The 17,272-nt window shown below is 43.2% G+C and carries 15 protein-coding genes; 5 read left to right on the top strand and 10 right to left on the bottom strand.

The window, feature by feature from the left end; all coding sequences use genetic code 11:
* Positions 1–37: 37 nt before the first annotated feature.
* From IJ23_RS05390 to IJ23_RS05380, 3 genes are all read right to left on the bottom strand, one after another.
* Entirely contained in the window at positions 38–1,228 is a 1,191-nt protein-coding gene (locus tag IJ23_RS05390) for an amino acid aminotransferase (protein WP_005376884.1), read from the bottom strand.
* Between the two features lie 332 nt (positions 1,229–1,560).
* On the bottom strand, positions 1,561–1,860 hold the full coding sequence (locus tag IJ23_RS05385) for a hypothetical protein (RefSeq protein WP_005376885.1): 300 nt from the start codon (positions 1,858–1,860) through the stop codon (positions 1,561–1,563).
* 246 nt (positions 1,861–2,106) lie between these two features.
* Positions 2,107–2,337 (bottom strand): hypothetical protein, encoded by a 231-nt coding sequence (locus IJ23_RS05380; RefSeq protein WP_033905637.1) that lies wholly within the window; start codon positions 2,335–2,337, stop codon positions 2,107–2,109.
* 259 nt (positions 2,338–2,596) lie between these two features.
* Here IJ23_RS05380 and IJ23_RS05375 point away from each other — a divergent pair, with 259 nt between their 5' ends.
* Together IJ23_RS05375 and IJ23_RS05370 are read left to right on the top strand one after the other, a co-directional pair.
* The gene (locus IJ23_RS05375) at positions 2,597–3,988 is read left to right on the top strand and encodes an aminotransferase-like domain-containing protein (RefSeq protein WP_033905636.1); all 1,392 of its coding nucleotides are present in this window, start codon (positions 2,597–2,599) and stop codon (positions 3,986–3,988) included.
* Positions 3,989–4,086: 98 nt separating this feature from the next.
* Positions 4,087–4,311: a hypothetical protein gene (locus tag IJ23_RS05370; RefSeq protein WP_033905633.1), complete on the top strand. Its 225-nt coding sequence runs from the start codon at positions 4,087–4,089 to the stop codon at positions 4,309–4,311.
* A gap of 91 nt (positions 4,312–4,402) precedes the next feature.
* Here IJ23_RS05370 and asnS read toward each other — a convergent pair whose 3' ends face one another.
* A complete protein-coding gene (gene asnS, locus IJ23_RS05365; protein WP_033905631.1) occupies positions 4,403–5,803 on the bottom strand; it encodes an asparagine--tRNA ligase in 1,401 nt (466 codons plus the stop codon).
* Between the two features lie 189 nt (positions 5,804–5,992).
* Entirely contained in the window at positions 5,993–7,618 is a 1,626-nt protein-coding gene (locus tag IJ23_RS05360; RefSeq protein WP_033905630.1) for a methyl-accepting chemotaxis protein, read from the bottom strand.
* A gap of 293 nt (positions 7,619–7,911) precedes the next feature.
* Between IJ23_RS05360 and queD the strand changes: the two genes are divergently transcribed.
* Positions 7,912–8,274 (top strand): 6-carboxytetrahydropterin synthase QueD, encoded by a 363-nt coding sequence (gene queD / locus IJ23_RS05355; RefSeq protein ID WP_005376896.1) that lies wholly within the window; start codon positions 7,912–7,914, stop codon positions 8,272–8,274.
* 89 nt (positions 8,275–8,363) lie between these two features.
* On the opposite strand, the gene IJ23_RS05350 is transcribed toward queD, so the two are convergent.
* From IJ23_RS05350 to IJ23_RS05330, 5 genes are all read right to left on the bottom strand, one after another.
* Complete coding sequence (locus tag IJ23_RS05350) at positions 8,364–8,831, bottom strand: GNAT family N-acetyltransferase (RefSeq protein WP_033905628.1); 468 nt, start codon at positions 8,829–8,831, stop codon at positions 8,364–8,366.
* A 94-nt stretch (positions 8,832–8,925) separates the two neighbouring features.
* Positions 8,926–10,641: a cyclic di-GMP phosphodiesterase TpdA gene (gene tpdA / locus IJ23_RS05345; protein WP_033905627.1), complete on the bottom strand. Its 1,716-nt coding sequence runs from the start codon at positions 10,639–10,641 to the stop codon at positions 8,926–8,928.
* Between the two features lie 211 nt (positions 10,642–10,852).
* Positions 10,853–12,214 (bottom strand): L-serine ammonia-lyase, encoded by a 1,362-nt coding sequence (locus IJ23_RS05340; RefSeq protein WP_005376899.1) that lies wholly within the window; start codon positions 12,212–12,214, stop codon positions 10,853–10,855.
* Between the two features lie 97 nt (positions 12,215–12,311).
* On the bottom strand, positions 12,312–13,565 hold the full coding sequence (locus IJ23_RS05335; protein WP_005388284.1) for an aromatic amino acid transport family protein: 1,254 nt from the start codon (positions 13,563–13,565) through the stop codon (positions 12,312–12,314).
* Between the two features lie 345 nt (positions 13,566–13,910).
* Positions 13,911–14,510, bottom strand: coding sequence for a CoA pyrophosphatase (locus IJ23_RS05330; protein WP_005376901.1), 600 nt, complete (start codon positions 14,508–14,510; stop codon positions 13,911–13,913).
* 231 nt (positions 14,511–14,741) lie between these two features.
* On the opposite strand from IJ23_RS05330, the gene IJ23_RS05325 reads away from it, so the two are divergent.
* A complete protein-coding gene (locus tag IJ23_RS05325) occupies positions 14,742–15,281 on the top strand; it encodes a heme NO-binding domain-containing protein (protein ID WP_005388282.1) in 540 nt (179 codons plus the stop codon).
* A gap of 7 nt (positions 15,282–15,288) precedes the next feature.
* Positions 15,289–16,989 carry an ATP-binding protein gene (locus tag IJ23_RS05320; RefSeq protein ID WP_017820446.1) on the top strand — a complete coding sequence of 567 codons (1,701 nt, stop codon included), beginning with the start codon at positions 15,289–15,291 and terminating at the stop codon, positions 16,987–16,989.
* Positions 16,990–17,272: the final 283 nt, after the last annotated feature.

Raw genomic sequence — 17,272 nt, 5'->3', positions numbered from 1 at the left:
GCTGACCTTTCCTTTTAATAAAGTATGCGACAGTCGATTATAAAACCGCTGCAATGCCTTTACACAGAGGGCCCATATTTGACTTCGTCATACCAGCAACACTGATTCGGCCAGAACCGACAATGTAAATACCGAACTCTTCTTTAAGGCGGTTAACTTGCTCTTTAGAAAGACCAGAGAAAGAGAACATACCATTTTGACGTTCGATGAAACTAAAGTCTGCGTCCACACCCTCTGCTTTTAGTGTCGCTACAAACAGTTCACGCATTTCTTGAATACGGTCACGCATTTCTGCTACTTCAGCTTCCCATTCCGCACGCATTTCGGCGTTGCCAAGAATGTGAGTCACGACAGCGCTGCCGTGTGCAGGTGGGTTAGAGTAGATAGAGCGAATAATGGCTTTAACTTGAGAAAATGCGGTTGTTGCGACTTCTTCTGACTCAGCTACTAACGTGAAGGCACCTACGCGTTCATTGTATAGGCCAAAGTTTTTCGAGAAAGAGCTCGCGACTAGGATTTCTTTGTTGTACTTAGCAAAAGTACGAAGACCTGCAGCATCTTCTTCCACACCTTTAGCAAAGCCTTGGTAGGCGAAGTCGAACAGAGGAAGCAATTTCTTCTCTGCGACAAGTTTCGCCAATGTTTCCCATTCTTCAGCTGTAGGATCGATCCCTGTAGGGTTGTGACAGCAGCCGTGTAGAAGCACGATGTCGCCTTCAGATGCAGATTGAAGATCATTTAGCATCGCATCGAAGTCTTTGTCTTTTGTTTCAGCATTGTAGTAGCTGTATTGTGCCGTTTCGATACCAGCAGCAGTAAATACGCCGTTGTGGTTCGCCCATGTTGGGTTGCTGATCCAGATCTTTACATCGCCTAGTTGACGTTTAATAAACTCGCCGGCAACACGTAGTGCACCAGTACCACCCGGAGCTTGAGCTGTTTTAGCGCGTTTTTCGTTTACAATTTCTGCATCAGAGCCGAAAAGCAGTTTTTGCACTGCAATGCCGTACTCTGCTGTGCCTTCGATGGTTAGGTAAGATTTGGTTTTTTCAGTTTCAACAAGTGCTGCTTCAGCTTTCTTTACTGTCGCAAGAACGGGAGTTTCGCCTTGCTCGTTTTTGTAAATACCTACGCCAAGGTTAATTTTTTCTGCGCGAGCATCTTTTTTAAACTCTTCAGTAAGGCCAAGAATAGGGTCAGCCGGAGCGGCAACTACTTTTTCAAACATAATCTTCATCCATGTTAATCGAAGGGGTGTGCTAACATTTATACCTTTCAGCAATATTGGTTACAACCGTTACTGAAAAGAAAACCTAAAAAAGTTGCGATTTGAAACAGAATTCTAACATAACTAAAGTTTTTGCCATGAAAACGTTTGGTAGGCACAGAGTTTGAAGGGCATTTATGCCATGGTTGGAGAAGTTTTGCACACATCCCAATCGTTTCAATTCAGTGCTTTGCGTTAACGCGTTTATAGTTGTCTAGTGAGGATTTGTTGAGACAAAAACGCCCCACCAAAGGCGGAGCGTTTACTGTTAGAAGTATGGATATCGGTTGGGGTTACTTCTTCAGATTGATTTCCGACTCAACCGCATTGGTTTCGATGTCAGGGTTAGAAGAAAGTTTTTCAGTCGCCCAGTCGTTCATATGCTTTAAGATCGCTTTTAATGCGTGTTTTTCGGTTGGTACTTCTGTCTTTTCAACTTCAAGTTTTTGCTTCGGATGCGTACCCGTCGCATCTTCTGCAACGTGTAACCAATCTGGATGCCAGTAATAAGGTTGGCCGGAAGGAGAGCTCCAAGAATGTACGCCGTTGGATTCACCTTTGTATTTAATATCTTCTTCGTTGTATTTCGCCATTATTGTTTTCTCTCACAATCCATGAGTTGAGGTGTGCATCACCATTACTATTTAAATGTAACAGATGTAATGAAAATTAATGTGATAACAATCGACTTATTTTGCCCTTTGCTCGCCATAGAAGGTGCTTACTTCTCATTCAGAAGAATTTACTATTTGGCAGGTTTTAGCTTTATTTGTGTTTAAAAGCATACGACGATGGATTCGCCTACCTAATGCTATTCTTGAACGGTGATAGAGCCTAAACTACTTGTCATTCAAGTGTTTGAGAATCGCCGCTTTTGCATGCTCTTCTGTCGCTGTTTCTCCATCAGGGACTTCAAGGTCAGCCTTTTTGTGTTCACCCAAAGCATCTTCAGCGATATGCAGCCAATCAGGATGCCAATAATAAGGGGTGGTACTGCCAGGATGGTCCCAACTATGTACACCTTTATGTTTTCCGCGATACGAGAGATCGTCCATTGTAAAAACTTTCATCGCTTCCTCCTGATTTAAAGACCGTAGCTCGAAGTGAGTTTAACGAACTCAGTCCAACGTAAAACCTTGGCTTTTAGGTATTGCAAAGATGTGAGGCAATATGTGTGTAACAGTCAAAGTATGGGATATAAACGCTCACTTCGTAGCTGAAATATCTATTGATAAGCTTGATAAATTACGTTGCTAAATTGAATACTCCCGTATCAGAATGCTGGCGCGAAGTATGCTATGGTGCGGCTGTAAGTGAAATGAGGGAAACATGAACCGATACCGTCAACTGGCTGAGCTGTTCAAAACGCAGATTCAGCAAAATACTTGGAGAGCAGGGGAAAAGCTGCCATCAGTGCGTGTAACAAGCCGAAACCATTCTGTCAGCGCAGGTACGGTATTACAAGCTTATCAGCTGCTCGAAGCACAAGGTTGGGTCGCAGCGAAACCTCAGTCTGGATACTTTGTGACTGCGGAGTTGGACCGCTTCGAACCGAGTTCTCCAGCCACTTCCGTTTATCGCTCCAGCATCAACGATGAACTTTACGACTACCTCAAAAATCAGGCCTCATCGAATGCGGTGAAGTTTGGCTCCGCGTTTCCAGACCCAGCATTGTTCCCATTAGAAGCGCTAAACCGCAACCTAGCCAGCTCAGGCAGGAAGATGGGGGCAGAGACGTTATTGGATAACTTGCCGCCGGGCTGTGAGTCTCTACGCCGTTTGATTGCTCAACGGTACATCCAACAAGGTATGGTGTTTACCCATGATGATGTTGTCGTTACTTCTGGCGCATTAGAAGCGTTGAATTTGAGCCTTCAGGCCGTGACCCAGCCTGGAGATACTGTTGTAGTTGAATCACCGACGTTTTATGGCGCACTTCAAGCGATTGAACGTTTAGGTCTAAAGGCGATAGAAATAACGGTGGATCCGTTAACTGGACATTCAGTGGATCAAATTGAAGCGACTTTTGCCGACAATGATGTTCGCGCATGTTGGTTAATGACTAACTTTCACAATCCAACAGGAACCTTATTAAGTGACGGGCAGAAGCAACGTATCGTCGAACTGGCTGATAAATACGATGTGTACTTGATCGAAGATGATGTGTATTCAGAGCTTTATTTTTCTGAAAAAAAGCCAAGCTCACTTAAAGCTTTTGATACACAAGAACGCGTGTTGCATTGTGGATCATTTTCAAAAAGCCTTTGCCCTGGCTATAGGCTGGGCTGGGTGGTAAACAAACGCTTCAATGAGCAACTTCAAAAGCTGCAACTTATCTCGACGTTGTCAGGCAGTGCACCAATCCAGCAGGGTATCGCGCATTACTTACAAAACGATAGTTATGATAGCCATCTTAGAAAACTGCGAAAGAATCTTGAGCAGCGGCAATTGGCGTTTATTGAACTGGTTGATAAGTACTTTCCCCAATCGATTCGTTACACGCAACCGGAAGGCGGCTATTTTCTTTGGATAGAACTGCCGAAAACAAAGTGCGGAAAAGCGATTTATCAAAAGTTATTGGAAGCGAACATCACTGTAGCATTTGGTCAGTTGTTTTCTGTCGCTCCAAATTATGAGAACTACCTGAGGCTTAATACATCGTTACCTGTAAATGATGAATTAGAACAAGCCGTGAAGACGGTCGGAGAATTACTTCATTAGCCAACTGTTTACCTGTTTTTTGCTCAAACTGTATCAGTGGACGATACCGAAGCTGTGTTTCAATCATGGGCAGACAACCATTTAGGTTAGGAGCCGTAATGAAAAAGCAGTTGGTAAAGCATGAACTTAGGTTGATGGGTGTTGCTATTTTTAGCGCATTTTTGTTGGTGTTTGCACACTTGATATTGGCGAAATCTTTCTCTCATATGGTTTGGACGGAATACACTGCTGCCGTTATCCCATTTGTGATGTTTGGCTTGTGTGTGGTTGGAGTAAAATACGCAGCGCGAGCAGATGAGGATGACGACGAAGATAACAACTAGAGTGCATACACCGGTTGCTAGAAAATCATTCGTACAAAATAAAAGACCTCCACATGGGAGGTCTTTTTAATTCAATATCACTAAAAAGTGATTAGAAGTTCGCAGAGCGAGGAGTACGTGGGAATGGGATCACGTCACGAACGTTGCCCATACCAGTTACGTAAGATACTAGGCGCTCGAAGCCTAGACCGAAGCCTGCGTGTGGCACTGTACCGTATTTACGTAGGTCGCGGTACCAGTTCATATGTTCAGGATCGATACCCACTTCACGCATACGTGCATCTAGAATGTCTAGGCGCTCTTCACGCTGAGAACCACCGATGATTTCGCCGATGCCCGGTGCTAGAACGTCCATCGCTGCAACTGTTTTACCGTCATCGTTAGCACGCATGTAGAATGCTTTGATGTCTTTCGGGTAGTTCTTAACGATTACAGGTGCTTTGAAGTGTTCTTCAGCAAGGAAACGCTCGTGCTCAGAAGACATATCGATACCCCATTCAACTGGGAATTCGAACTCACGACCTGAATCAAGAAGGATCTGGATTGCGTCAGTGTAGTCAACCTGCGCGAAGTCAGAAGAAACGAACTGCTCTAGACGAGTGATTGCTTCTTTGTCGATGCGTTGAGCGAAGAACTCAAGGTCATCGCGACACTCTGCAAGCACTGCTTTAAACACGTACTTGAGCATGTCTTCAGCCAGTTTCGCTACATCATCCAGTTCTGCGAACGCAACTTCAGGCTCAACCATCCAGAACTCTGCTAGGTGGCGGCTTGTATTTGAGTTTTCAGCACGGAAAGTAGGGCCGAAAGTGTAAACTTTGCTTAGCGCACAAGCGTAAGCTTCTGCGTTTAGCTGACCAGATACGGTTAGGAACGTCTCTTTACCGAAGAAGTCTTCGTTGTAGTCCACTTTACCAGCGTCAGTGCGAGGAAGGTTTTCCATGTCTAGCGTAGATACACGGAACATTTCACCAGCGCCTTCAGCATCTGAAGCCGTGATCAACGGCGCAGATACCCAGAAGTAACCTTGCTCGTGGTAGAAGCGGTGGATTGCTTGAGATAGGCAGTTACGTACACGTGCTACTGCACCGATTACGTTTGTGCGCGGACGTAGGTGCGCAACTTCACGTAGGTACTCGATAGAGTGACGAGTTTTTGCCATTGGGTAAGTTTCAGCATCTTCAACCCAACCAACCACTTTAACGTCAGTGGCAGCAAGTTCGAAGTCTTGACCCTTTGCAGGAGATTCAACAATCTTACCAGTTACTTCAACAGAGCAGCCAGTCGTTAGCTTTAATACTTCGTCTTCGTAATTATTAAGATTATTTGGGACCACGGCCTGAATCGGGTCGAAACAAGAGCCGTCATATATGGCAAGGAAAGAGATTCCAGCTTTGGAATCACGACGTGAACGGATCCAGCCACGAACAGTCACTTCGCTGTCTACTGCTAGCTGACCTTTCAATACGTCTGATACAGGCGCGTAAGTCATGTTTTCAATATTCTCCATTGAGGTAAAAATTCAACTCAACGCTTACTTAAAGTACTTGTCTGATAACATTTTTGTTCAAAAAACAAGCTAAGCGCTGAGTTGGGTAGCATTTTACAGATTCAACGAGACATATTACCTGTCAATTCGCTCGCATCAACCTTTATATTCGTTTTGATGGGGAGAATCTCTCTATTTATTCACTCTTTTGTGCTCTGAAAGTGTGAATTGGTTTAGTAATTGCTCTAAACGTTCGGATAGATGCTCTAAATCAACACTAATATCACGCGTGTGCGATGCTGATTGCGATGTGTCGTTAGCATGCAGTGTAATCACATCTATTTTAGATTGAATATGCTGACTTACATCAGATGTGGTTTGCGTCTGGTTTTGGATATCTTCTGCATGTTTGAGAACTTGGCGCATCTCGTCAACAACGTTATGCATTGTGGCTGATAGTGCCTCGACATCGACAGAGCGTTGATGAGCAAACTGGCAGACGGTATCAACAGAAGTTAATGACTCTTCACTTCCTTGCTGGAATTGAGAAATGATATGTTCAATATTACCAGTGGCTTCAGCCGTCCTAGAAGCCAGGTTACGCACTTCTTCCGCGACGACCGCAAAACCGCGTCCTTGCTCTCCGGCACGGGCGGCTTCAATAGCAGCATTCAACGCGAGCAGATTGGTTTGTTCTGCAATACCCTTAATAACCACAAGAATGGACGACACTTCTTCGGTTCTTTGGTTTAGAGAGCTGATTTTTTCCCGTACAGTATCAATGTTACTCACTAGTTGTTTGATGTCTTCACTTACATTGTGTGCTTGGCTTGCACTATGAGTGGCGACATCAACGGTGTGATTGACCAAAACAGTAGCGTTGTTAGTCGAGTCCTCAACCGCAGTTTGTTGCTGCAACATATCGGTGATATTACTTTGTACTTCGTTGGTCTCTAGCTGTTGGTTATTGGCCGCTTTATCTGTGGACTGCGCGACAGCAGTTAGTTTGCTCGCGGAGTCGGCAAGTGAGTGAGAGGTGTCTTGCACACTTTCTAAGCTTTCGGAGACCGTATCCATGAATGAATTGATTGCAGTAGAAAGTTGGCCCACTTCATCCTGTTGGTGATGCATAAGTCGTTGAGATAGATCTTTGCTATGGCTCACATTCGACATGAATTTCGACGTTCTTTGAATTGGTCGTACAATGATTTTCTGAATCAAACTCATCGTTATGATGAAGCCCACAAATGCGATTACGGCCATTATTCCCATCGCAAACATTGCCTGTTTACTGATCATTGAATTGACATGATTCATGTTGTATTCCAAGCGAATCGCGCCCAACACTTCTCCTGCTGGTGCAACGTGGCAAGAAACGCAGTTGGTGCCACGGTAATTTTCGCTCGATTTCATTGGTAGTGCGACTACTAACCCTTTGCCCCAATCGGCTGAGATTGGTTCAATCACCAGTTCACCATTCAACGCTCGTTGATCAATATCATCGACAGGCTGCTGGTTTTGTTGCCCAGGTCCGTAAAGTTTGGTCACAGTATCAGCTCGCAACACGCGAACTGCTTCAATGCCTTCTTGGGCCAGGGCCTTTTGACGTAAGGTTTCTTTTTGCGACATGGTGCCCGTAAGCATCATCATATTTAGGCTATCGAAATAATTACTAGCCTTATCATGGAGTTGTTCACTAAGAACATCATTGATTAAGGTTTTTTGTTGATGGTATTGGTAAGCCGTAGAGGCAGCTAGAACGCAGCTGAAGACAGCAATTAACGCCAGTAAGAGCTTAAAAGTGATAGTTGAGCGCATAAATTTATAAGTGTAATTGGAACGAACTGCACAATATTAATGTGCACAAATGCGCACTGCGAACAACGAAATGAATGATTGTGACCCCACACATGTTGGGGATATGTAATTGTGATGTGAGTGCTGTGTAATCAAATGTTTGGCGCGTGACAGAAATACGGCGCTCTGGTGTGAGTGATAGCAAAGAGGCCAGGAACCAGCGGAAGTTTTTGCTACGCTTGTATGGGGTAACGCTTGTCTCTTGGCAGCGAATTCCTTAGTATTGCCTGTCTTTTTAAAGCCTGAGAATCAAGATGAAAACAGAATTATACAAAGAGTTTATGTTCGAAGCAGCACACCATTTGCCACACGTACCAGAAGGTCACAAGTGTGGTCGTTTGCACGGACACTCTTTCCTTGTTCGTCTTTATGTAGAAGGTGAAGTTGATCCACATACAGGTTGGGTAGTGGATTTTGCAGAGATCAAAGCTGCATTTAAACCAATTTACAATCGCTTAGACCATTACTACCTAAACGACATTGAAGGGTTAGAGAACCCGACTAGCGAAGTATTAGCAAAATGGATTTGGCAGCAGCTTAAGCCAAGCTTACCACTGCTAAGTAAAGTAGAAATCAAAGAAACGTGCACAGCGGGTTGTATTTACAAAGGTGAATAAGTCACTTTCCATTGAGCATTAAACAAAGGCAAGCGAGAAGCTTGCCTTTGTTGTATCTGAATGCCCCAATTTTGATTATGCTTCGCCTGCTAGCTTAATGGGTGTCGTAGAATCCATTCTTTTTCATTATCACCCAATGTTGTTTCCTCTGTATTAATGAATCCGCACGCATCAAGAAAACTCATAGCGTATTGCTGACTTTGTGGAACAGTGGAGCAAAGAGAGGTGCTTTTAGGGTTAATGGTATACGCATAAAGGAACAGTTTACGCAATGCCTCACTCCCAACCCCTTGACGTTGGAAACGTTGATCAATCATCAAGTATTTAAGCTCCAGTTCGTATCGTTTAGCAAACGGCGCATGTTGGGAGAAACCTTTATCGATAACAAGATAGCCTACTAATAGGTCATCAGAATAAATCGTAAAGAACGCCTCTGACTTACTACGTTTTTGATAAGCCATTTCAAACGGTGTAAAAAATCCTTTTTGCTCTTCTTGCACACCCAATTGCATCAAACTTGAAAAATCTTTCAGTTTGGTGGGTTTAATCGCAATCATCGCTCAATCACAAATTGGCGGCATACCGTTATGCCACCACGAGTTTTTATAGAGTATTAAATCTATTTTAAGTAACTAACCGAGTGAAGAAAAGCTAGCAATGAAGAGGGTAATAATAACCTTGGTGAATGTATGCGCCCAATGTTGTGAGTAAGTGAGCACTGTCTGCCGTTTCTACGCCTTCAACAATGACCGTGCAGCGATACGTATTGCCCATAGCAATTAACTGACGCAAGGTTTCTATCTTTTTATCATCAGATTTTAGGCCAATAACAAATTCTCGGTCGATTTTGAGATAGTCCGGATTCAGCTTGCTGATAAGCGCCACATTATTATTACCGGTGCCAAAGTCATCAATACTGATTTTACAATCCAGAGCTTTTAGTTTCGCGACATTGCCATAAATCTCAGAGGTATAGTACATCGATGCATTTTCTGTGATTTCGATTGTCAGCAAACGGCAATCCCGATTAGATAGCTCTCTATATAGGATTGAAAAGTTACGCCCTCGCAGCAAAGAAGGACAAACGTTAATGCTGATAGGGATGGGCAACGCTTTTTGTTTGGTGTAGATGGAATCAATCACCAGTAAGGTATGAGTTAGCAGCAATCCATTGCGGATCAGTGTTTCAATAAACCGTTGCGTATTTTTTACCTTAAACCGGGAGAGGGCTTCGTAGTGCACAATCTTTTGTGCCGAAGTGTTATAAATCGGCTCCAGTTTTATTTTGAATTGTCGAATTGCGCACAAGTAAGCCATAAAGGCTTGTAGGGAGCGGTGACGCAGTATAATGAGAAAAAGTAAGCTCAGTAGAATGATACTTTGAAACGGTCCAGAGATGTAATACACCTCTTTATAGCCACTATTCTTTACGTGATAATTGAAAAAGCGTTCATTGGTGTTACCAATCTCTAACGACGTTCCGGTATTCGTTGATAGCTTCATACCGGAAAGAAAAAAACGTGAAATATGATTTTCAACATTGTCGGATAAGTTAATGTTTTTAACACGAACCAAAACAGTTGCGTTATTTAAGTCAAATGATTGGGTCGTGTAATTGTTATTGTTACTCCACTCTTCAAAGGCTTTTTTGCTGACAGGGACAACGGTTTCTGGAGTGACTAAGCATCGAATATTGAAACGATCTAGCATCATGCTCGATTCCACCAACTTCACATTATCAAATAGCGACTTCAGTTCGCTTTCATTAGCAAAGCAACTCCTGCGGGAAAGGCTCTCTGCAATTTCGAAGGCGTTATCCAGATAATTATGTTTAACGATGCTGTTTATCGTGTAGTAACAGATAGCAAAGAAAATGATCGCAGTGATCAACACAACCCACATCGCTTCTGAATAGATCTTTTTATTACGCAGGCAAATACGAAGTGCTTTTCGAAGACTATTGGTTGTGTATTGATTGATCTTCTGTTGATGTTCGATGCCATTCTGATGGTTGTTTTGCATAGTAAAAGGGATGAAGTATCCGGTCCGGTGAATGTTTTCGATAATGTTTTTGTTAGTGGTTAAGTGTTCTTCCGTGAGCTTGCGAAATTTCTTTCTTAGAGCGGCCACCGCGTTTTTAAAGCCATTTTCAGGCAGTGTCATTTTGTATTGTTGAGTGATTTTGCTTTCTATTAACCGCTGACTAATCGGCGTATTTAAACTGCCGTATGTGGCGATAGTTGACAGAATGGCGTACTCATTTGGGTTGACAGGAATGGAGTGGTGGAGTGACTGATTGAGCTCTAGAGATATTTCGTTTTCGGACAAGCAAACGCAGATTTGGTTTCCAATTTCAAACCTAATCATGTGTTGATGTGCTCCAAGTTTAATTTTTGGCTACGTTATCAATAAAGCTAGGGAAGAGATGTGATTTTTTACTGAGATATCCATAATATTTGGATATATTCAACGTTTTAGGTTTTTTTTACTTGTCCTGATAACGCATTTTCCTGGGTTTTTTAGGTATAAAAAAACCCGAGCACAGACTCGGGTTTTGATTGGTATTCAGAAAGGCGTGTTAGCAAATCACTTTGATTGCTAGACCACCTTGAGATGTTTCGCGGTATTTCGCGTTCATGTCTTTACCTGTTTCTAGCATGGTTTCGATAACCTTATCTAGAGAAACAGTTGGAGCTGAAGAGCGACGTAGTGCCATGCGAGTAGAGTTGATTGCTTTTACTGCCGCAATACCGTTACGCTCAATACATGGAACCTGAACCTGACCTGCAACTGGGTCACACGTTAGACCTAAGTTGTGCTCCATCGCGATTTCTGCTGCCATACACACTTGCTCTGGGCTACCACCCATAAGCTCAGCAAGGCCTGCTGCTGCCATAGAACATGCCACGCCAACTTCACCCTGACAGCCAACCTCAGCACCAGAGATAGACGCGTTGCGCTTGTAAAGACCACCGATTGCGCCAGAAGCCGCAAAGTAACGGATGTAATCTTTTTCAGTCACAGTTTGGATGAACTTATCGTAGTAAGCCAGTACCGCAGGGATGATGCCACACGCACCGTTAGTTGGTGCTGTAACAACGCGGCCACCTGCTGCGTTCTCTTCGTTTACTGCGAAAGCAAACATGTTTACCCAATCAACAACAGACATTGGGTCGTTTGTTGTCTTTTCTGAAGTAAGTAGCTGCTGGCGAAGTGCTGCTGCACGGCGAGGCACACGCAGTGGACCAGGCAAAATACCTTCTTCATTCATACCGCGATCCATACACTCGCGCATTGTGCGCCAGATGTTTGCGAAATAAGTACGAGTTTCTTCATCTGAATGAAGCGCATGCTCATTCTTCATGGTTAGTGCGCTGATGGACAATCCACTTTCGTGGCATTGGTTAACCAGTTCCTCTGCCGTTGTAAACGGGTAAGGTACTTTTACTGGGTTTTCAGCTTCTTTACCGAAATTTTCTTCATCAACGATGAAACCACCGCCGATAGAGTAGTAAGTTTTTGAGTACGCCTTTTCGTCATCAATCCAAGCGTGGATCTGCATGCCGTTTTCGTGTAGCTCTAGGTTTGTTTTGTGGAAGTTCATTCCACCTTCACGTGGGAACGATACTGTGTGACAGTGCATGCCAACAGGAAGGCGTTCAGTTTCTTCTACACGAGCGATAAAGCCCGGGATAGAATCGATATCAACTTTCTCAGGAGTGTTGCCTGCAAGACCCATGATGATAGCAATATCTGTGTGGTGACCTTTCCCTGTCAGTGATAGTGATCCATAAACGTCAACGGTGATTTTAGTGATGTCGCGCAGTTTTCCCATTGCACGAAGATCATCAATAAACTCTTTACCCGCTTTCATTGGGCCTACAGTGTGTGAGCTTGAAGGTCCAACACCGATTTTATAGATATCAAAAACACTAATCATATCGATTACCTCAGAAGAAAGCCTCCCAAGGGGAGTTGGGAGGCTTAATTTTATCGTTATATTTTTGGATTAATCATACTGCACTGGGCAGAGATGATTAAAGAGCGCCGTAGATTACAGAACTAATTGCAGCAAGACCACAGATTGCTGTGAAAATTTGCACAGGTGCTGAAGTTTTGTACTTAGCCATCGCAGGAACTTTTTGCATTGCGAAGATTGGCATCAAGAATAGGATTGCCGCAATCATCGGTGCACCCATTGTTTCAATCATACCTAGGATGCTTGGATTAACGATAGCAACGATCCAAGTTGTGATTACAATGAAGATTAGAGACATCTTCTCGATCTTGCTTACTGGTGATTTTGAACGAGATTTCACTAGACCAACTAGACCTTCGTGCGCACCTAAGAAGTGGCCAAAGTAGCTAGAGGTGATCGCTGCGAAAGCAACCAATGGACCCATGTAAGAGATCAGTGGAGATTCATGCACGTTTGCTAGGTAAGAAAGAACAGAGATGTTTTGCTCTTGCGCCGTTGCTAGTTGCTCTGGAGACAGAGAAAGTACAACAGAGAAAACGAAGAACATAACAAAGCCCATCAGCATCATTGCTGCGCCACCAGTGATAGCGTCAGTTTTCTTAACTGCGTCATCACCGTATACACGACGTTGCTCTTTAGAGAACTGAGAAATGATTGGGCTGTGGTTGAAAGAGAACACAATAACAGGGATTGCTAGCCATACGATAGCTGGCATTGCACCCCAGTCAGGCGACACTTCCATCATTGAAGTGTTCCAACCAGGAATCAGGTATACAGACAGAGCTAGTAGGATGAACACGAGAGGGTAAACCATTGCTGAAGTTGCTTTCAGCATAAGCTCTTTACCGAATACTACGCCTGCTGTCATTGCAGCAATAAGTGCACCAGAAAGTAGCCAGCGAGGAATAGATTCCATGCCCATTTGGTTAACTAGGAAAGAGTCAACTGTGTTTGTGATACCAACACCGTAGATAAGTACGATTGGGTAGATAGCGAAGAAGTAAGCGAACGTAATAAGGTTTGCGCCAGTCTTACCAAAGTGCTCTTCTACTGTGTCGGTGATGTCCGCTTCAGGGTTTTTCGCAGAAAGAACGAAACGAGCTAAAGATTTGTGTGCGAACCAAGTCATTGGTGCTGCAATTAGGGCTAGGATTACTAATGGCCAAAAGCCACCTGCACCTGCTTTAATAGGAAGAAACAGTACACCTGCACCTACTGCCGTACCAAAAAGGGACAGACACCAGGTAAAGTCTTTGTAAGAAAACTTACTAGACGATTGTGCGGTAGAAACCGCAGAAGTAGTTGTATTCATTTTTTAGTTACTCATTTTGGGAACAGGAAATAAGTCGGGAGTAATTTTGCAAGATTTTACACTAGGAAAATTAGATCTAAATCATTTATTGCTTACGCTTATTGAATGATATGTCAAAAACCTGCTTTTTATCACGAAAATGATGTGCTACTCGTGATTTCTGCTAATGAGTAAAATTAGAAAAACTTATCAATAGGGCTGTTTGTATAAATTTATTTCACCGCAAGCGTTTGCGGTGAAAATGGAAAATTAATCTAATGTGAATGAATGTTTATGAAGCAACGTTTTATTAATATTGATGCGCATAATGATCGCGCCTATAAAAGCACCGATATCAACAACTGTTTAATGTGAAATAATATGTTTTTGCATTGATTCGATAATTTGTGCCGTCATGCCCCAGATGAAATGCTGTCTATATGGGATAGCAAATACACGATGACTGCTTCTTTTTAGGTCAAATTTGGTGCTATACAATTTTTTGGGGTTCAGAATATGGTTGGCAGGAACCTCAAAAACTGACTCTACTTCATTTGGGTCAATATGCGTTTTATATTCCGGAGAAACAAAAGCCAAAAAAGGTGTCACATTAAATTGACTAATCGTTGGTAGTGTAGGCAGTTGACCAAACACATGAATATGCTCATCTTCTATCCCAACTTCTTCTTTGGTTTCCCTTAAAGCTGTATTCACGAGCTGAATATCTTCCTGCTCATATTTGCCACCGGGAAAGCTGATTTGTCCCGGATGATGGCGTAAGTGGGCTGCACGCTTAGTCAGAATGACTTGTAACCCGTCATCGCGTTCCACAAAACCGATTAAGACTGCCGCATCTCTCAGGGACTTTTCTTTCATCCATTTCAGTCGTGCAAGGGACTCTTTGTGGTAGCCCGTTGGAAGCCGAAATTGAAAGTTCTGTAGTAAATGAGTTTTGTCGATAACCAAACTGAGTCCTTATTTATCGTGCCTAACCATTATTTATTATACTCAAAGACGGCAAAGCGTATGGCGTTATCGTTACTGGTTACCAAATAAAACATTCGCATTAAAGCACTCGCCAGCACTTTCCCTCTTTGTGTTGTGTGTCTCACTCTGCTTGAACATATTAATTTGAAACTTATAAGGTTATACACCATTCTTTATTTTAGGACGTCACTATAGGGCAAGTATTGGCCAATGAAAGGGATTATTTTCACCGAGTTCATGGAGTTAGTAGAAGAGAAATTCGGCCTTGATGTGTTAGACCAAGTTCTCGATCTTTCTAACGATGAAGGTGTTTACACCGCTGTTGGTAGTTACGATCACAAAGACTTGGTTAAGTTGATCGTGAATCTCAGTAAAGTATCTGGTGTTCCCCCCGAGCAACTGCAAGAAGTGTTTGGAGAGTGCGTCTTTTTGAATTTACTTCGCTCCATTCCTAGTCACGCCAGTTTGCAACAGTGTGAAACGACGTTTCAATTTGTTCGCCATGTTGAAGACTTTATTCATGTCGAAGTTAAGAAGCTCTATCCTGATGCTAACCCTCCGCAATTTGATTTCATTAGTGAAAACCAATCCCAATTGGTATTTGACTACCACAGCGCAAGATGTATGTCTCACGTATGCTTAGGATTGATAAAAGGCTGTGCTGCGCATTTTGGTGAGGTAGTTCATATCAAACATCAAAACCAGTCAGAGGATGGCAGCAAAGTACGTTTTTGGTTAGAGGCTCAATAAGAACGATATGACGGGAAGTTCCTCATTAGAAAGGAAACTCAAACGAGAAGTTGCATCAAGAAAAGCAGCTGAGCAGCTGTTGGAACAGAAAAGCTTAGAGTTATATGAATCCAACCAGCAACTCAGTGTTGCATTGAAAAAGCTGGAGCTGAAATCTAAAAAGGATCTTCGTAAGTTTGAGTTTGAAGAGCAAATTGATGCGACGTTGATTAAGTTCGGTCGTACTTTTTTATCGAGCACGTTCGATGAAGCAATGATAGCGAGCTTTATTGAGCAGCTCACTTCTAACTCGATCATTTCTGCGGCTTACTTGTTTCTTGACGCTACAAAGCTGAGCTCATTGCGTCGTCATCACTTTGGTCACATACAGCTTCGTCATAACAACGAGATTTTCACCACTCCTAATTGGCAGGGAGAGAATTTGCATTTGCCAGTTATCATTGATGGGGAAACGGTTGGGGAGTTGATTTTCTCTGTGTTGCAAGATCAAATCGATCAGTCTTTTATTTCCAAACAGATGGAGCTCGTGTCTGACTTAGTTCATGGTGTTATTGGTCGACACTTAAGTTTAGAGCGAGAGGTCGAGCTGAGAAAGCGGGCTGAGGAATCAGAGAAAGCGACGAAGGAGTTTGTCGCCATGATTAACCATGAGCTGCGAACTCCTCTCAATGGCGTATTGGGTAGTGCGGAGTTATTGAGTCGAACCCAATTAGAAGAAGAGCAGCGTCAATACTTGAGCAATCTGACTCAATCAGGGGACTTATTGAGAGTTATCATTAATGATCTTCTTGATTTCAGTAAGATGAATGCCGGTATGATGGAAATCATACATAAAGTTTTTGCCTGGGAGGAGCTTGAAAAAGCCATCATGGGTGTATTTGCAGCTAAGGCTGCGGAAAAGCGCATCCATTTCTCTATCGACAAAAAGCTGGGGATTCCAGAATTTTTAGTCGGTGACTTAGAGCGCATTACACAAATTTTGGTTAACTTAGTGGGAAACGCGATTAAGTTTACTCACTTGGGTGGCGTCGTGTTACGGGTGGAATGGCTTAACGGCACGGCTTATTTTGAGGTTGAAGACACTGGTATTGGCATCCCAATAAAAGCACAGCCGTCACTCTTTGATCCATTTGTCCAAGTTGATCGCTCGGCGAAACGCAGCTTTGAAGGCTCAGGTTTAGGTCTCGCGATTTGTAAAAACCTCGTGGATTTGATGCAAGGTCAAATTAGCTTTGAGAGTGAAGAGCGCAAAGGGACAACTTTTAAAGTTGCTATTCCTCTTGAGGAAGGGCAAGCACAAGGCACAGCAGAGGGGGAATTGGTCACCATAGAGCGAAGCGATTTAGCAGGACGCTCAATATTAGTGGTTGATGACATCAGAATGAATCAAGTCATTGTTACTCAAATGCTGAAAAAACTCGACATTACACCTGATTTAAAAGCCAACGGCAAAGAAGCATTAGAAGCGGTGAAAAGTAAAGACTACGAACTGATATTCATGGACTGCCGAATGCCTGAAATGGATGGTTATGAGGCGACGATGTATCTGAGAGAGCGTGGCTTTACTCATCCTATTATTGCATTAACCGCTGGCACTACCATCGAAGAGCGTCAAAAGTGTATTGATTCAGGCATGGACGACATCCTCACTAAGCCGTACACCGCAACCGATATTGAACAGATTATGTGTAAGTGGCTTGAGCAGTAGACGCTGCCTCTTAAAAAGTATGTTTGTTGGCCAACGGCTAAAAGCTAAAGTACATGCAAATAAAATACACAAAAAAACGCACCACACTGGATAATGCCGATCATTTAACGATGTTTTTTGGGTCATTCTATCGAGCCTTGGCGAGACTAAGAATCTAGTAGCAGCACGCCGAGCGGGTAATGAAACAAATTTGACCACAAAGTGCTTGAATAGAAGAACCTGTATCACGCTCCTTCGTCGCTGTGCAGGGTGATGAGATACAGAAATATGCCACTCGCTGTTA

Source organism: Vibrio sp. OY15, from assembly GCF_000742455.1.
Classification (GTDB): Bacteria; Pseudomonadota; Gammaproteobacteria; order Enterobacterales; family Vibrionaceae; genus Vibrio; species Vibrio alginolyticus.
The sequence above is the reverse complement of the archived record's forward strand: the minus strand, read 5'-3'. Positions and strand labels throughout refer to the sequence as shown.

Bases quoted from the DNA above. Each gene is read 5' to 3' on its own strand.
- IJ23_RS05335 (WP_005388284.1), bottom strand. From the start codon at position 13,565: ATGAATACAACTACTTCTGCGGTTTCTACCGCACAATCGTCTAGTAAG.
- IJ23_RS05350 (WP_033905628.1), bottom strand. From the start codon at position 8,831: ATGATTGCGATTAAACCCACCAAACTGAAAGATTTTTCAAGTTTGATG.
- IJ23_RS05385 (WP_005376885.1), bottom strand. From the start codon at position 1,860: ATGGCGAAATACAACGAAGAAGATATTAAATACAAAGGTGAATCCAAC.
- IJ23_RS05390 (WP_005376884.1), bottom strand. From the start codon at position 1,228: ATGTTTGAAAAAGTAGTTGCCGCTCCGGCTGACCCTATTCTTGGCCTT.
- tpdA (WP_033905627.1), bottom strand. From the start codon at position 10,641: ATGATTAGGTTTGAAATTGGAAACCAAATCTGCGTTTGCTTGTCCGAA.
- IJ23_RS05320 (WP_017820446.1), top strand. From the start codon at position 15,289: ATGACGGGAAGTTCCTCATTAGAAAGGAAACTCAAACGAGAAGTTGCA.
- IJ23_RS05370 (WP_033905633.1), top strand. From the start codon at position 4,087: ATGAAAAAGCAGTTGGTAAAGCATGAACTTAGGTTGATGGGTGTTGCT.
- queD (WP_005376896.1), top strand. From the start codon at position 7,912: ATGAAAACAGAATTATACAAAGAGTTTATGTTCGAAGCAGCACACCAT.
- IJ23_RS05325 (WP_005388282.1), top strand. From the start codon at position 14,742: ATGAAAGGGATTATTTTCACCGAGTTCATGGAGTTAGTAGAAGAGAAA.
- IJ23_RS05375 (WP_033905636.1), top strand. From the start codon at position 2,597: ATGAACCGATACCGTCAACTGGCTGAGCTGTTCAAAACGCAGATTCAG.
- IJ23_RS05360 (WP_033905630.1), bottom strand. From the start codon at position 7,618: ATGCGCTCAACTATCACTTTTAAGCTCTTACTGGCGTTAATTGCTGTC.
- IJ23_RS05380 (WP_033905637.1), bottom strand. From the start codon at position 2,337: ATGAAAGTTTTTACAATGGACGATCTCTCGTATCGCGGAAAACATAAA.
- IJ23_RS05340 (WP_005376899.1), bottom strand. From the start codon at position 12,214: ATGATTAGTGTTTTTGATATCTATAAAATCGGTGTTGGACCTTCAAGC.
- asnS (WP_033905631.1), bottom strand. From the start codon at position 5,803: ATGACTTACGCGCCTGTATCAGACGTATTGAAAGGTCAGCTAGCAGTA.